The organism is Rhizobium sp. SRDI943 (genome assembly GCF_057653695.1).
The window spans coordinates 536,163-551,548 of record NZ_JBYGKN010000002.1; the positions used below are offsets into that span (position 1 = coordinate 536,163).

Here is a 15,386-nt window from a genome sequence, read left to right on the forward strand (position 1 = left end):
CCTGCGGGACATCAGTTCCTTGATGCAGATCAAGAAATGCCCAAATGCGATGGCGTGGGAAAGTGATCTTCCTGAAAAAGGAACAGGCCACGCCCTGGACAGAGGGCGTGGCCTGCAGGAGCTGCCGAGGAGAGGTACGGTTGGGACATCCTCGACGAGCTAAGGACTAACGGCGCGTCTGCTTGTGGTCCTTGACACAGGTCAAACTTACCGTCGAATTGCCGATCTTTGTCGGATCGTCCTGCTCGGAGTGACGGGGCATCGTCTTGGCATGCGCCGACACACGCGATCGTATGGTGGCGCGCGGCGTGCAATAGAGATCGAGGATCGGGTTGTGGCCGTGAACTGCCATGGCTTTTCTCCTCACGTCCCGCCGCCAAGCGAATGCACGAAAATGGTAAGTTCCTTGACCGTCGTATCGCCGAGACGCCCTGCCCAGGCAGGCATGACGCCATGCTTGGGAGCGGCCACCTGACGGATGATCGCATCCTCGCCGCGTGCCTTCAGCCAGATCGCATCGGCGAGATCCGGCGCGCCCATTTCGGCTTTTCCTTTGGCGTCGTCACCGTGACATGCGGCACAGTTATCGACGAAGACCTGTTTTCCGGCCTCTGCGAGACCGGGGTCCGACGGTGTATTGGTCAGTCCCCAGACGTAAGCCGCGACCTGCCTTGTTTGGAGGGGATCCAGAACATCGGCAAACGGCGGCATCTCGGACGCATGAGTGTCCGTATCCCCGTCGAAACGAATCCCCTGCGCGATCGTCGCCTGGATGGCATCCAGGTCTCCGCCCCATAGCCAGTCGTCGTCGTTGAGGTTCGGAAATCCCGGGCCGCCGCTTGCTCCCGAGCCATGGCATGTCGCGCAGTTCACCTTGAATGCAGATGCGCCGCCGGCGACCGCAAATTCGCGAAGGGCAGAATCGGAATCGATCTCGTGTACCGTCTTGGCGGCGATCAGATCATGAAGCGTCGTCTGCGATGCCTTGGCATGATCCAGGTTCTGCTGCAGCTCGGCGCGGCTGGAAAAGCCCAGCATGCCCTTCGTGGCGTCGGTAATCATCGGGATCGCGGGATATGCGATTGCATAGCCCAACGCCCAGACAATTGTGGCGTAGAAGGTCCATACCCACCAGCGGGGCATCGGATTGTTGAGTTCGCGGATGCCGTCCCATTCATGTCCGGTCGTTTCGACGCCGCTAAATTCGTCGATATCTTTTTCCGACATCTCAATCTTCCTTTAGGGGAATATCGGCGGCCTCTTTCGCCGTCTGCTTGCTGCCTGGGCGAAGGGTGAACACAACGACGCCGACGAAGAATGCCGCCATTGCCAGGAGGCCCCAGCTGTCGGCGAAGTGTCTCATTGCAGTGTAGGTTTCCATGGATCACCTCATCGGTAGCCGGTCGCATCGTCGTAGGTCGAGAAATCGACCAATGTTCCGAGCATCTGCAGGTAGGACACCAAGGCATCCATTTCGGTCAGCGCAGCAGGATCGCCGTCGAAATCGCCGGTCTTCGCCTTCGGATAGCGGGCGAGCAGCGCCGTCGTATCTGCGTTCGGATCGGCCTGGGCCTTAATGTCGGCCTCTGCGTTCGCCAGCATGTCGTCGTTATAAGGCACGCCCACATCCTCGTTGGCCTTCAGGTCCATTCCCACGTCCTTGACCGTCACCCTCTGTTCTTTGAGGAAGGCGTAACTTGGCATGATCGACTCCGGCACGACTGCCCGTGGATCCGCGAGATGCTGGACATGCCATTCGTTGGAGTAGCGTGCGCCGACACGGGCCAGATCCGGTCCGGTTCGCTTGGATCCCCACTGGAAAGGATGATCGTACATGGACTCGGCGGCGAGCGAGTAATGGCCGTAACGTTCGACCTCGTCGCGGAACGGCCTGATCATCTGGCTGTGGCAGAGATAGCAGCCTTCGCGGATGTATATGTTTCGTCCGGCCAGCTCGAGCGGCGTATACGGCCGCATGCCTTCCACTTTTTCAATCGTGTTCTGCAGGTAGAACAGCGGTGCGATTTCGACGATGCCGCCGATGCTCGCGACGAGCAGCGAGCCGACGAGAAGAAGGGTCGCGTTCTTCTCCAGGACCTTATGTTTATCCAATATCGATGCCATGTCTCACCTCACTCGGCGGGCTGTGCTTGGGGCACGAAAGTGGTTGGGATTGCAGCCTCGTTGCGCACGCGGCCGCGGATCGTCATGAACACGTTCCAGGCCATGACGAGACCGCCCGCCAGATAGAGTGTCCCGCCCACAGCGCGCAGCACGTAATAGGGAATCATCGCCGCGACCGTCTCCGCGAAGGAAAAGACGAGGAAGCCTTGGGAATTGTACTCGCGCCACATCAGCCCCTGCTGGATCCCCGCAACCCAAAGCACGGCTGCGTAGACGACGATCCCGAGAGTTGCGAGCCAGAAGTGCCAGTTGACCATCCGCAGGCTATAGAGACGCTCGCGTCCCCATAGCTTCGGCGTCAGGAAGTAGATCGCCCCGAAGGTGATCATTCCAACCCAGCCGAGTGCGCCGGAATGCACGTGACCGATCGTCCATTCGGTATAGTGGCTGAGCGAATTGACTGTCTTCACCGACATCATCGGGCCTTCGAAGGTTGACATGCCGTAAAAGGCGATGGCGACGATCATCATACGGATGATCGGATCGGTGCGGATCTTGTCCCAGGCACCTGAAAGGGTCATGAGACCGTTGATCATGCCGCCCCAGGAGGGCATCCAGAGCATGATCGAGAAAACCATTCCAAGCGTCTGGGCCCAGTCGGGCAGTGCCGTGTAATGCAGATGATGCGGGCCGGCCCAGATGTACATGAATATCAGCGCCCAGAAGTGGATGATCGAGAGCCGGTATGAATAAACGGGTCGGTTGGCCTGCTTCGGCACGAAGTAGTACATCATGCCCAGGAAGCCGGCGGTCAGGAAAAAGCCGACGGCGTTGTGGCCGTACCACCATTGGGTCAGCGCGTCTTGGACGCCTGAGAAGGCAGAATAGCTCTTGGACCCCAGGAACGAGGCGGGAACCGCAAGGTTGTTCACTACGTGCAGCATCGCGATGGTGACGATGAAGGCGAGGTAGAACCAGTTTGCTACGTAGATATGCGGCTCTTTGCGCTTCAGGATCGTACCAAGATACACGGCGAGGTAGGCGACCCAGACGATCGTCAGCCACAGATCGACGTACCACTCAGGTTCAGCGTACTCACGGGCTTGGGTGATGCCGAGCACGTAGCCGGTCGCAGCCATCACGATGAAGAGCTGGTAGCCCCAGAACACGAACCAGGCCAAGCTGCCTCCGAAAAGGCGTGCATGGCACGTTCGCTGAACCACGTAGAATGAGGTCATGATGAGCGCATTGCCGCCGAAGGCGAAGATTACGGCGGAGGTGTGCACCGGTCGAAGACGGCCGAAATTAAGGTAAGGCGCTACATTGAGGTCCGGGAAAGCCAACTGCAGCGCGATGATCACGCCAACCAGAAAGCCGACCACGCCCCAAAACACGGTGGCGATCAAGCCGTATCGGATCACCTCGTCGAAATAGCCCGAGACATCGACTTTCCGCCTGTGGGCTGCAGGTGAAAAATCAACCTTGCTGATCAGCAGCGCAGCACCCGCGAGCAGGCAGAAGCAAAGAATACCCATGTGGACTGCAAAGAGGTGGTCATGCCCGAATGCAGCTCCTAGCAGCGCCAGAAACGCCGCGACCGTGATCACCATCGTTTCCGTTGTGTAATTCATGATATCGTCCTCAGTGCACAGACGGCCGTTTTCCGGCCGGCTTTCTGGTACTTGCGCCAGGACTGTCATGAAGCCGGTGCTGGCCTCTTGATCCAAGTCAAACTAGGCCAGCGTTTTCCCACTATGTGCGAGGTTGTTTCATTCGTGAAGGGGCTTGGACGCCAGTCTGATGGCTACACTGAAACGACAAACACGAAGATGCAGATCAACACTTTTCGCAGGAACCGCAGGCCGCAGTCGAGCGCCCAGATGATTTCGTGGCTTGCGGAAGAGGACATTCGCGAAGTACACCGCCGAGCCGTCGCCAACGGGGCTATGCGGGGCCATCTTTGACTTTGCTTAAGCCGAGGGGCGTGACCTTCAACGTCGGGGAGGGGCTGTGATCATGTTCGCCTTCAGCCCGGCGAGGAGATGATGGCTGATCTTGTGAAGACCGCGGCCACGAAAACCCGCATCGGCGTGGCTGCAGCTTAGTTGTGAGGCGAACAGGTCATCGTCGAAGGCTATGCGGAGCTCTGCATCGAACGGGAGTAAGATTGGGGACCACAGGGGCAGTGAAGGTCCGCCAAGATGTTCTCGAACCGTCGCAGGATCTGACCGCTTTACTCTTCTGGCAGCATTGCAGCAGTGAGGTTTTCTCCCCGCTCCTCCGGCTTGCCGGAGTACGATCACCCAAAATCGCCTCAACTGCGAGATCGTCTTTACGAGGGGCTTTCGAAACCACAGAGCGGCGTCGATTGAATTCTCGGCTTGGGGCTTCGGTATGCGATCACAAGACTCACGCGGGGCGAGAAAATCCTGTTAGTCCACGTTCGTTCACCTCTTGTACGATCCTTGAGACGGCACCCTGTTCTAGATCAAGGTGGTTCATCAACGCGGACTGCGCCCGGTCCGTTGCCATGCCTAGTTCAGACATTGCGGCACTTAGTCTTCCGAGACTTTTGACAAACGCGGGCCGAAGATCGGACGCGGTTATTTCCATTCGTAGAGGGTGAGTACAAAAACAGAATCGGTGGACGATTTTGCAGGCCTCACAATTGGCCGCTTCCTCGGCGATTTTAGAGAAGATCGCTTCTGCCCTTAAGGCGAGTTCGTCAGGGGACAATTTGTCCGACACGCTCCAGCTCTCTGGTACCTGCGGCCGCATTCGATTTAAGGCCGAAATGAGGGTCTCGCGTCCAACAACGTAAAAATCCAACAGTGTATTTTCTGACATCGGTCTCGTGAAAAAACCTCTTTGAGGGATGTATTGGATCTTTCCTTCCGCTGCTAGCCGTTGAAGTGCTTCGCGAACTGGGGTTCGACCAATATCGAGCTTAGACGCCAGATCCTGTTCCCTGAGATGTTGCTCCGGCACACGACCGTAACTGTGGAGCAATCGTCGAATAGCATCGTAGGCAATATCGGCCTTTGCAGGTTCTGGTTCAATGTCAAAATTTGAATCGACCCCGCGACGTGGGGGCTCGTTCTTGCAACACCGCATTTGATAGTTTTCCTCTGTCGATGTCCTTTAAGGACCCTACAGGAGCTTATTCGTTCATATCGGGCGTCGTTCCGAATTCAAGGCTGAACTATTTGGCCCCTATGCCGGCACGAATTTTGGCTCGAGCGAAAATGGGCGGCCTGTATTACAGCCCCAGTTGGCTTTTATCGTATTCTCTGGCCGCTGAGTTCAATGCCACGGGCAAGAGGTCGCGGTCACGTTCTCCAACGAGAAGGCCGTCCTTCATCTCTGGCCGATCGATTCTGGCTTTGTCGGTGTGCATGTTGTCACGTCGGTTCATCTAAGCCTCCCTTCGCTGACCGGGGTAGGCCCCCGCGCCGCGTGTTGACCAGATCTAGACGGCGGCTCGCCACAGATCAATATATGAGGATAATATATTTTTTGATATTCTGGATTGCCGCACTAGCGTCTGATTTTGTATTTTAGCTGCCGCCGAATTACTTAGTAACATTGAAATTTTTTATGTATTAGTCAGACAGCGGTAAATGTTTAGCAACAAGATTCGGCAGTTGGCGGTTCGTAAAGCCTTAATGGTCATGTTCCCTTATCAACCGCCCAAGCAGTCGGATGGGTTCTCCGTCTTGCTAGACAATCCCAACATTTTAGGTGGATCGATTAGTTCCTCACCTAGGAACGCATGGCCACGCAAGTGAATTCCTTGTAGAAAATCAATGGACATGGATAACACAATAGAAGTGAATTATCGCTGTGTCGGGGTAGGGGATCGAGAACTTACGAGCATGTGGATAACGAAGACTTTTAGCCCGCGCGCTAAGTCACACAGATTTAAGAGCCTGTAGATTGAGTTGGTGCGCTAGATCGACAAGCTGACGCTGCTGATGCTTTGATAGGACGGTGTCGCAAAATAGGCAGCGACGTGTCCGTGATGCCAAATCCAATTTGAGCCATGACATACAGCTTCGACGAGCGCGACTTTCTGCCGTTGTGAGTTAATGGCGGACCGTGACTTGCGGGTTTTGAGAGGCTAACCGGTGCGCCTGATTTGGGCGAGAAGTTTCTGGCGAAAGACTTCTGCCGGCGTTTTGTAGCCGAGGCATTTGCGTTGCGTTCAGGCGGTTGCAGATCTCGGTGAGATCGCGGTCGCCGAGAGACAGTGGATCGACCTCTCTCGAAAGCCATTTCCTGGCCCCGTCTATTGGTGTTCTCGACAGTGCCCTTCTGCCACGGGGATTGCGGATCGCAAAACCATGTCTGCGCTCCGATGCTGGCCTGCAGGTAAGGCCAGTCGGTGAACTCCGTGCCACGATCGAAGGTGATCGAGCGACGGGCGAGGTGGGGCAGGGATTGTAGCACCTGGATCAGGCCGTCCATCACCGGCCTCGATTGCCGGTCATTGTTGCGCAGGAAAATGGCAAAGCGACTGACCCGCTCGACCAGTGACGTCACGTTGGCCTTGCCGAACTTCTTGCGAAACTGGATGAGATCGCACTCCCAGTGCCCGAACTGTTTTCGCTCGGCGACGGCGTCTGGCCGGTAGAGAATGTTGACATCCGGGATGAACCGCTTGCCATGGCGGCGTCTGGCGTGCCGCGGCCGGCGTCTGGCACGATGCTCCTGCAGGTGTCGCCACAGTTTGATGGCGTGACCGTCCGAGGAATAGGCGAACTTATAGATCGTCTCATGGCTGACGGAGATCGGATGGCGCTCAAGCTGCAATCGGCCGGCGATCTGTTGCGGCGACCAGCCATGCATGATGCGCTCGATCACCGACTGGCGGAGCTGCGCGAACCGGGCAAGTTTGCGCAGCTTGGCACGCCGTTCTCGCGCCATGTCATTGGCCATCACGCAGTAGTAACCGTGGAGGTCCGGCATCTCACGATCCTCAAACGTATTGCGGCGCAGCTCACGGAAAATGGTTGAGGATGTCGGTGCAGCTTCTCGGCGATCACGTCAACGCTGATCCCAGCCGTGCGCCAGCGGGCAATCTTGCGGCGTTCATCGATATCAATCTGGGAGTAGGTGCGCTTCATGTCTCGTTCCTTGCAAGGATAAACCGTTGTTCTCTATTGCAAGTCGCACTTCATCCTTGAACCCACACCCTTACATGCGAATGTGGCGTAAGCATACTTATGGAACTGAAATTGAGCCGCGTTTCGCGCTGCTCGCAATCTCGTTTCATTGGGAACCCCTGTTGGCGTCCGACAGTCAAATTTGCGATAAAAGTTCGAGGACCTTGCCTCGTTGAAGACATTCATCGCGGAGAAGTCGGAACTGTTTTGCTGGGCGCTCGTTAAATCCGCGGCGGGGGAACCAGAGATGACCAGGTCGAAATTTGAATGGCTTGCGCGGGCTGGATATAGCGCCCGAGGCATTGTGTTTTTGCTCGTTGCTGCGCTGGCAGTATTTTCGAGCTTCGGCGGCGGAAAGGCCGATACCAAATCGGCGCTCGACGCTGTCTTGGAACAGCCATTGGGCCGGGTGTGGCTTGGCTTGATAGGGCTCGGGCTACTCGGCTTCGTAGCATGGCGGCTTGCCCAGTCCATCGCAAACGCAGACAACCATGACCACAGTGTGAAAAGCTACCTGATCCGTGCCGCCCTCCTCGGGAGCGCCGTGACGTACATGGGGTTGGCGATATACGCCTTTCAGGACGCCCTTGGTTTTGGATCCGGTGGCGACGGCGGAGAAAAGGGCTTAGCAGCTTGGGTCATGTCGCAACCGTTTGGTCGATTCCTAGCCGGTGCGATTGGTCTCGGGTTTGTCGTTGGTGGTGCCGTTACCGCGTTGAAAGGTATCACGAGGCGATTTGAGCGATATCTCACGCTCGGTCAAAGCCGACCTCTGTTATTGATTTGCGTCTATGGGCTTGTTTCCCGTGGGATCGTTTTCGTGATCGTCGGCGTCTTCTTTTGCTATGCGGCCTTCACCGTCGATCGGGGCCAGGCAGGGAGCATAAGTGATGCCTTGACCTTCGTGAGACAGCTTCCTTTCGGAGCTGTTCTCTACCTCGTCGTGGCTATCGGCTTGGCTGCGTTCGGGATCTATAATTTGGTCGAGGCACGATATCGAACCGTGTCGACACCAAATCTCTCGCAGGTACGGTCGGAGCTGCCACTATCTCACAACTGAGAAGCATTCGAGAAAAGTCATGTCAACCTTGATGTCCATGACGGCTTTGACCTCGGCGGCGCTGGTGCTCATGCGTCCAACCCGCGCTTCTGCAGCGAGCGCGTGCGCTTTGAATGCCGCTGCCTCGGTTTACGGGTGGTGGGAGTTTTTCATTTAGGGGAGATCAAACTTGAGTGTCGCGATCACGCGTGAGGATTTCGATAGAAGCAAATTTTTTGCAGGGATCGCACGCGGTATTGCGGGAGCATTGCTTTTCGCGCTGCCCATGTTCATGACCATGGAAATGTGGGAGCTCGGCTTCTACATGGACCGCAGCCGCCTGTTTCTCTTGCTGATCGTCAATATTCCCCTTCTCGTTATTCTCTCGGACCGGATCGGATTTGAGCGGACGTCGACCTGGCGACAAGCGATCCGTGACGCAAGCATTGCCTACGGCCTTGGGGTTCTGGGCAGCGCACTGATCCTCTTCGCCATGGGGGTTCTGAAATACGACCAATCTCCGCACGAGATGATCGGAATGATCGCGATCCAGTCCATACCTGCCAGCATCGGCGCGATGCTAGGTCGGAGCCAGCTCGGCGGACAGTCGGACGATGGTGACGATGCCAAGGAGCGCGATAGTGATGACCCAATCCACGAACGGGAAACGAGCTATGCCGGTGAACTATTCCTGATGGCGGTCGGCGCCCTGTTCCTCAACCTCAACGTCGCGCCCACCGAGGAAATGATCTTGCTCTCTTACAAGATGACGCCGTGGCATGGACTGCTCATGATCGCCGCCTCGCTGGCGGTCATGCATGGGTTCGTTTACGCCCTTTCTTTCAAGGGGAGCCACGATCTCGCCGAGGGTACGCCAAGCTGGCACGCTTTCGTTCGCTTCACCCTGCCGGGCTATGTAATTGCCGGTCTGATCAGTGCCTATTGCCTCTGGACGTTCCATAGAACCGATGACATCGGGTCTACCCAAATCCTTATGGCCGTTGTCGTTCTGAGCTTTCCCGGTGCCATTGGCGCGGCAGCAGCTCGCCTGATCCTGTGAGGCACGATGACAAAAATCTCCAACGGCAAAAATCTGGAAGCAGGCGAACCGCATTGGATTGAATGGGTCACGGGCGTCGTCTCGGCCGTCATTGTCCTTGGCGTGATTGCTTGGATTGGCAAGGATGCATTGGTGGACCGTGACTCTTCGCCGAATCTGGTCGGGGTCGTGCTGCAAACCGAAAAGCGCGAGGGTGGCTTTCAGGTCCTCTTCGAAATCCGAAACGATTCAAGCGCGACCGCGTCGCAGGTAACCGTCCAGGGCGAGATACGAGAACAGGGTGCGGTGCTTGAAAACGTCGAGACCGTCTTGGATTATGTCCCGGGACACTCGAAAGCCAAAGGTGGGCTGATATTCCAGCAAGACCCCGCCGGGAAGACGTTGACGGTCAGAGCGTCCTCATTTGATGAGCCATAGTCGCGTTGGGATTCTTGCGAGACCCAGCGCCTCCCCAACCGTGCCAGTCTTATTAGTTCAACGAAGATCGGATATATGCTTGGGAGACATTTTTATGACCGAGGATGCCACTGACCCGGTTGTCGTACACGAGCTGCAGCTACAGCGAAGCAGCTGGGTGCCAAACAACCCGAAACTGTCAGTTCTAATCTATCGACGTGCGCTTTCAGCCGCAGCAGGCAGCAAGAGTTTCGAAGACCTGTTCGCGAGCAACGGATGGACTGGGATATGGCGGAATGGAATCTTCACCTACGACCATTATCATTCTGGTGCCCATGAGGTGCTTGGTATTGCCAGGGGCACGGCCAAGCTTTTGCTCGGCGGGCCAGAGGGCAAAGAAATCGATGTCGTAGCGGGCGATTGTCTGATCTTGCCAGCCGGGACCGGCCATCGGAACCTTGGGGCGAGTGCGGATTTTTCCGTGGTGGGAGGCTATCCGCCCGGACAGCATGCAGACATACTGACATCAGCTCCGTCTCGGGAGCAGCTTTTGACCATTGCCGAACTCTCGATCCCGAGCAGCGACCCTATCGAGGGCGCCGATGGATACTTGGTTCGCGCATGGCCCAGAGATTAATTGAGGTTCCCTGGGACGGCTGGTCAAACTGAAAATGCGAGGGCACGCCGCTAATCACGCGCCGCCCGTTCTAGCAGCACGCCGCGCGAGACCGTTGAGTAAACCAATAGTCGCCCATTCCGACAGTTGATTATTCTCGGAGTTTTATTGGTCAGGCTGTTCGTCCAAGGGTGGAAAGTGCGTCCTGAAGTCTGAGCGTCGCCAGTGCCTTGGTTGCCTCGTCCGAAGACCATCCCGCTTCCAGCGCCGCAGACAGGACCAGCGATTCCGTTTGGAGCTCGAGCTTCTCATAAAGCGGCTCGATGGCTTCGCGCGCCGTTACAACGTGCTGGTCCGGTGGGGTGATGGGTGTGGCGGCAACCGTAGGCATGAAATGCTCCTCCTATTGAACGCTAAGGTTCGAAACCCGTTAGGGGCATCCTTGTTCCATTCATATCGCCTTTTCGGTCTTCGAGCGGCGATGCGAAAGATGACGACGCCACATATGGCGAAATTTCCTCCATCGCAGGAACGCGCGAATAATGATTGCCGGCGGGATCTTCTTGTGGTCGCCGACAGTCCCCTGCCTGGTGATAGATGCGTTCGGGTCGAGCAGAAACGCGACCAACGTGCTTGCACTCTGCACCTCTACTTCGAGCTTGTCATCCGATAAATGCAGCCCCTGCTCGCCTTCTGCGAACGGCTGCGTATCGATGACAACGAAACCGCTAAAGACATAGAAATAGAGGTCTCGGCCATGTTTCCGCGGGAATTCCACCCGTATGCCTGCGTCTAGCCGGATATCAAAGACGTCGATCGCACTGCGGACATAGAAGGGCGCACCCTCTCCTTCCGGCCCGACCAGGTGTCGCCAGACGTTTGCCGCGGCAGCTGGCATCGGCCCATGCTGGATCTTCGGCTCCAGATCGACCGCGTAAGGGCGAACGAGGATCTGCAGCATTCGCAGAGGCGGGTCGGATGCCAGCGTCTCTTCGGAATGCCAAAAGCTTGCTCCGGCATTCATCACCATCAGATGGTCGCGGTCGATCACCAGTCGGCCGGCGGCCTTGTCGTCGTGCCGCATGACGCCTTCCGGCACCCAGGAAATAATCTCGTCGTTCCTGTGCTCATGCATGGCGATCAGGCGGCCAGGATCGAGGATGGATTCAACGACCATGGCAAGAGGGCCGTGGCCGTGATCGGTGGGCTTGGGCTTCAACCACCCCGGCATGTTGAGGTGCGCGACGAAGCCTCCCATATCCCGCACCACGAATGTTCGTTCGCCCTTGAGCAGCATCGCATCCTCCATGCTTGCAAGGCAGTGATGAGCCCGGGCCACGACCGCGCCTGTCGTGATCAAGAGCCAGGGCGTGCGTCGTCCCGCTCTACAAATCGATCACGATGTCGCCGTCAGGCTTTGAGCAGCAGATCAGCACATTGCCGTCCGCCGGCGCATCGATGGGGTCCGGGCGGTAATGGACCCTTCCCTCGACAAGTCCGGTCTCGCAAGTATGACAGACGCCGGTGCGGCACGACCATCGCACTGGCACGTCGCAGGCCTCGGCCAACTCGAGCAAGCTCTGGAATGTCGGCTCCCAGCGCACATTAAGGCCGGTGCGGGCAAACGACACCAGTGGCCCGGAATCTGCAAGCCCTGCCGGCAAATGTGGTGGCCGGCGCGGCGAGGCAGCTATGCCCGGGGTCATCGCGGGACCCGCGCTGAACATCTCGGTGTGGATCCGGTTCGGCGCGATGCCCAAGGCTGCAAGGCCGGCGCTCAGATCGCTCATGAAGCTCGACGGCCCGCAGACATAGACGTCACAATCGCGCGGCAGGTTGAGCGACTTGAGCGCCTGCGCATTCAGATGGCCGCGAGCGTCGAAATCTATATCGGGCCGATCCTTGGGGTCGGGAGTGCTGTAGCAAACATGGCTGTGGTGGTGAGGAAGCTTCTTAAGCAGCCCGCGCGCCTCCTCGGCAAAGGGATGTTCGCGGCCGTTGCGGGTTCCGTATAGCCACCAGACTTCCCGGGACGATGCTTCGGCGGCCAAAACATGAAGCATCGCGAGCACGGGCGTCACCCCGATCCCGGCGCTCAACAGAACAACCGGCGTATCGCCCGACCGCAACGTGAAACTGCCGCGTGCCGCACTTGCCTGCACGATGTCGCCCACCTGCAATTCCTCGTCGATGTAACCGCTGGCAGCGCCATGGGCTTCCCGCTTGACGCTGACGCGATAATGCGTGCCGCCGGGCTCGCCCGACAGCGAATAGCTGCGCGTCAGCGCAGGCGCCGAAGCCGGGCCGAACCGCAGCACCACGAACTGCCCGGGGAGTGCTGCGGCAACAGGTTGGCCATCTGCCGGTTCGAGCACGAGGGAAACGACGCTACCGCTTTCGCGCACCTTGCGCGACACCCGCAACGGGCGGAATCCGCGCCATGCCGGAGGCGGCCCGGACGCGGCTGCCAGCCCGGCATTCCCTGTCGTCGCGCCCTGCTTACGCTGCTGCTTGAGCAGCGCCTCGAATGAACCGCGCCATCCTGCGCTTAGTGCCGGGATGCGCAGGGCGCGCTCCAACTGATCGTGAGGGTGACCCGGCATATAAAGCAGCGCGTTGATCTCGAAAACGCTCATGCCCTCCGGTCCGGACGCGACCTTGGTGATCTCGTCGCCGGCCTGCACTTCGCCTTCCTCCAGCACACGGAAATAGAAACCAGGTCGGCCGTGTTTGACGACCAGCGCGGCCATCTCCGGCTCGTCCATGCGTATGCCGAGCCGGTAACAGGTGACGCGCGGTTGCGTCACTTCGAACAGGGCGCCGCCGATGCGGTAACGGTCTCCTATGCATACCTCTACGTCCGGCAAGCCATCGACGGTGAAATTCTCGCCGAACTGCCCGTAGACGAAGTCGTCTCGGCGCAAGTGCTCCTGCCAGTACCCATAGGAATCGGTCTGATAGACAAAGACTGCGCGGCGTTCGCCGCCGTGGCCAGCCAGATCGCCTTGTCCATCGCCATCCACGTTCAGGCGCCGCGCCATACGCGGGCCGTCGACCGGCGTTTTCCAAATGGCAGTGTTGACGATCTTGCCTTGCCAGGTGATGTCGCGCGGCAGGCCGACATTGACCGAAAGCAAGTGTACCATGACATTTCTCCCGAATGATGATCACCGCAATTTCGAGATCGACGAAGGACGGCTAAAGCGTCAATCTCAGGTCGAGATAGTGTTCGGTCAATGTCGTCAAGGTGAAGGCTCTGTTGAGGCCGCTCGGATTTGGCAACAGCCAGACGTCTGCGCCGGCAAATACCTCAGGCTGCCGACCCCATTCAACATCGGCTCGAAGACTGATCGCCGCGTATGCCGCCTTTCCGAGAAAGGCCAAATTGGCTGGCGCAATCTTTCGTATCTTGTTTTCCAGGACGGGCGCGGCGCTGCGATAGTCCTGCTTCTTGAGCTCGTTTGCGCTTTTCGTAGGACGTGAAACCGCGGATGTCAGACCGCAGCCAAATTGCAGCAGCTCGCGCTCTTCATCCGCCCGCAGCAGACGCGGTGTAAATCCGGCGAGATGCAAGACCCGCCAAAAACGGTTGCTCGGGTTCGAGAAATTATGGCCGTCGCGAACCGCGGACAGAGCCGGATTCAATCCGCAAAAAACCACGGAAAGGCCAGGAGCGAGAATTTCCGACAATCCGGCTTTCGGCATTGTCGGGTCGCCTGTGCCATCGAGGTTCCCGGACATGGCATCATCTTGCATTATGGGACATCGCTCGAATTAAGCCTGTCAAATACACCAACCGCGCATCGATCGAAACGAGCTTCCTGAACACCATCAAGGAGAGGTTGGTCTAACAGACACGGTGTCAATCATCTTGCTGAAAATGCCGATGGATGGCCTTAGTGGCAATTTGAAAATCTGGGCCTAATCGATTCTTTGACAGGATCTGCAATGACCACCGAAGCACGTAGTTCGCATCCCATCTACTTCGTTGGAGCTTTTGCCACGGGCGGGCTCCTGACTTTCATGGTGCACCTCAACGGCGAGTTGGCCCGTTATGGCAATCCTCTGTTCTCATCTTGGACCGCACACGGCACGGGCATCATCGCCGCTGTCCTTCTTCTCCTGATGGTCCAACGCCGGCGCACGCCTAGGGTAGAAAAAGCTCCCAGGGCACCTTGGTGGGCTTATCTCGGAGGGATATCCGGCGCTGCAACGGTCATTCTGACCTCGACCGCGGTCAACTCACCGCTCGGGCTCTCCGGCACCTTGGCTTTGGGTTTGGCAGGCCAGGTCGCCTTCAGCGTCGCGGCCGACAGTTGGGGACTGTTCGGTCTGCCAAAGCGGCGCCCAGATAGACGAGACATCGTAGCACTCGGCTTGGTCGTCACCGGGGCCGCACTCATTATATTGTTCGGGCGAGGTGCGGCGTGACCATATTCATTCTCCTGGCATGCCTGGGCGGTGTGCTCGTCGGCCTCAGTCGTCAGCTCAATGGACGGTTGAGCATATCGACAACGCCGCTGATCGCATCCTTCTGGAACCATGCGATAGGCTTTGCCGCCCTCACCTGCCTTGGTCTCTTTGTCGGAGGTCTGCTTCCTGCGGGTGCGGCCGAGGCGCCTTGGTATGCCTATCTGGGTGGTCCCATCGGCGTCATCTTCGTGGCGGCGGGCAGTTGGGTCATTGCTCGAATAGGCGCAGTGAATTCGGCTCTGCTGATCATTGGTGGCCAGATGGTAACAGGGGTGGCATTTGATTATATCAGCGCCGTCCCAGCGTCATTTTGGGCGAACGCCGCCGGAATTGCTCTCATCGTCGGCGGAATGATGGTCAGCCGGGGACGACGCAAAGCCGGCGGTCCTCAATAGCCAAGCGGATGGCTTTCGACGCCATGGCCGACCGGGCAATTTGATCGACCGATCGCAGGCCAAGGGACGGATGGACGGCGGGGGATGCCTCCCCGCCCCGCAGCATCTTTTCGGCGCG

At 57.9% G+C, this 15,386-nt stretch carries 17 protein-coding genes and 1 pseudogene; 6 read left to right on the forward strand and 12 right to left on the reverse strand.

The window, feature by feature from the left end; all coding sequences use genetic code 11:
* Positions 1-166: 166 nt before the first annotated feature.
* From AC245Y_RS26630 to AC245Y_RS26665, 8 genes and pseudogenes are all read right to left on the reverse strand, one after another.
* Complete coding sequence (locus tag AC245Y_RS26630) at positions 167-352, reverse strand: hypothetical protein (RefSeq protein ID WP_017996961.1); 186 nt, start codon at positions 350-352, stop codon at positions 167-169.
* Positions 353-363: 11 nt separating this feature from the next.
* On the reverse strand, positions 364-1,227 hold the full coding sequence (gene ccoP / locus AC245Y_RS26635; protein ID WP_017996960.1) for a cytochrome-c oxidase, cbb3-type subunit III: 864 nt from the start codon (positions 1,225-1,227) through the stop codon (positions 364-366).
* 1 nt (position 1,228) lies between these two features.
* Entirely contained in the window at positions 1,229-1,381 is a 153-nt protein-coding gene (locus AC245Y_RS26640) for a CcoQ/FixQ family Cbb3-type cytochrome c oxidase assembly chaperone (RefSeq protein ID WP_003549664.1), read from the reverse strand.
* A gap of 8 nt (positions 1,382-1,389) precedes the next feature.
* Positions 1,390-2,124: a cytochrome-c oxidase, cbb3-type subunit II gene (gene ccoO / locus AC245Y_RS26645; protein ID WP_003563090.1), complete on the reverse strand. Its 735-nt coding sequence runs from the start codon at positions 2,122-2,124 to the stop codon at positions 1,390-1,392.
* Positions 2,125-2,132: 8 nt separating this feature from the next.
* Complete coding sequence (gene ccoN / locus AC245Y_RS26650) at positions 2,133-3,755, reverse strand: cytochrome-c oxidase, cbb3-type subunit I (protein WP_003563088.1); 1,623 nt, start codon at positions 3,753-3,755, stop codon at positions 2,133-2,135.
* Positions 3,756-4,533: 778 nt separating this feature from the next.
* Entirely contained in the window at positions 4,534-5,238 is a 705-nt protein-coding gene (locus AC245Y_RS26655) for a GntR family transcriptional regulator (protein ID WP_003563085.1), read from the reverse strand.
* Between the two features lie 145 nt (positions 5,239-5,383).
* On the reverse strand, positions 5,384-5,539 hold the full coding sequence (locus tag AC245Y_RS26660; protein WP_003563084.1) for a hypothetical protein: 156 nt from the start codon (positions 5,537-5,539) through the stop codon (positions 5,384-5,386).
* A gap of 705 nt (positions 5,540-6,244) precedes the next feature.
* A pseudogene (locus tag AC245Y_RS26665) lies at positions 6,245-7,250 on the reverse strand (IS30 family transposase).
* A gap of 211 nt (positions 7,251-7,461) precedes the next feature.
* Here AC245Y_RS26665 and AC245Y_RS26670 point away from each other — a divergent pair.
* The 4 genes from AC245Y_RS26670 to AC245Y_RS26685 all read left to right on the forward strand — a co-directional run bounded on the left by AC245Y_RS26670 (position 7,462) and on the right by AC245Y_RS26685 (position 10,421).
* The gene (locus AC245Y_RS26670; RefSeq protein ID WP_017996957.1) at positions 7,462-8,349 is read left to right on the forward strand and encodes a DUF1206 domain-containing protein; all 888 of its coding nucleotides are present in this window, start codon (positions 7,462-7,464) and stop codon (positions 8,347-8,349) included.
* 169 nt (positions 8,350-8,518) lie between these two features.
* On the forward strand, positions 8,519-9,388 hold the full coding sequence (locus AC245Y_RS26675) for a TIGR02587 family membrane protein (RefSeq protein ID WP_026157666.1): 870 nt from the start codon (positions 8,519-8,521) through the stop codon (positions 9,386-9,388).
* A gap of 6 nt (positions 9,389-9,394) precedes the next feature.
* Positions 9,395-9,805 carry a TIGR02588 family protein gene (locus AC245Y_RS26680; protein WP_017996956.1) on the forward strand — a complete coding sequence of 137 codons (411 nt, stop codon included), beginning with the start codon at positions 9,395-9,397 and terminating at the stop codon, positions 9,803-9,805.
* Positions 9,806-9,899: 94 nt separating this feature from the next.
* On the forward strand, positions 9,900-10,421 hold the full coding sequence (locus AC245Y_RS26685; RefSeq protein WP_020487134.1) for a hypothetical protein: 522 nt from the start codon (positions 9,900-9,902) through the stop codon (positions 10,419-10,421).
* Between the two features lie 151 nt (positions 10,422-10,572).
* Here the strand turns inward: AC245Y_RS26685 and AC245Y_RS26690 are convergent, their stop codons facing one another.
* The 4 genes from AC245Y_RS26690 to mug form a co-directional block, all read right to left on the reverse strand.
* Entirely contained in the window at positions 10,573-10,791 is a 219-nt protein-coding gene (locus AC245Y_RS26690; protein ID WP_003553121.1) for a hypothetical protein, read from the reverse strand.
* A gap of 60 nt (positions 10,792-10,851) precedes the next feature.
* Positions 10,852-11,697: a pirin family protein gene (locus AC245Y_RS26695; RefSeq protein ID WP_017996954.1), complete on the reverse strand. Its 846-nt coding sequence runs from the start codon at positions 11,695-11,697 to the stop codon at positions 10,852-10,854.
* Between the two features lie 88 nt (positions 11,698-11,785).
* Positions 11,786-13,546 carry an MOSC and FAD-binding oxidoreductase domain-containing protein gene (locus tag AC245Y_RS26700; protein WP_017996953.1) on the reverse strand — a complete coding sequence of 587 codons (1,761 nt, stop codon included), beginning with the start codon at positions 13,544-13,546 and terminating at the stop codon, positions 11,786-11,788.
* A 52-nt stretch (positions 13,547-13,598) separates the two neighbouring features.
* On the reverse strand, positions 13,599-14,156 hold the full coding sequence (gene mug, locus AC245Y_RS26705) for a G/U mismatch-specific DNA glycosylase (protein ID WP_026157665.1): 558 nt from the start codon (positions 14,154-14,156) through the stop codon (positions 13,599-13,601).
* A 192-nt stretch (positions 14,157-14,348) separates the two neighbouring features.
* Between mug and AC245Y_RS26710 the strand changes: the two genes are divergently transcribed.
* Positions 14,349-14,831 carry a DMT family transporter gene (locus tag AC245Y_RS26710; protein WP_017996951.1) on the forward strand — a complete coding sequence of 161 codons (483 nt, stop codon included), beginning with the start codon at positions 14,349-14,351 and terminating at the stop codon, positions 14,829-14,831.
* The gene (locus AC245Y_RS26715) at positions 14,828-15,268 is read left to right on the forward strand and encodes a DMT family transporter (RefSeq protein ID WP_017996950.1); all 441 of its coding nucleotides are present in this window, start codon (positions 14,828-14,830) and stop codon (positions 15,266-15,268) included. Before AC245Y_RS26710 ends, AC245Y_RS26715 begins: the two co-directional genes overlap by 4 nt.
* Positions 15,269-15,386 lie beyond the last annotated feature (118 nt).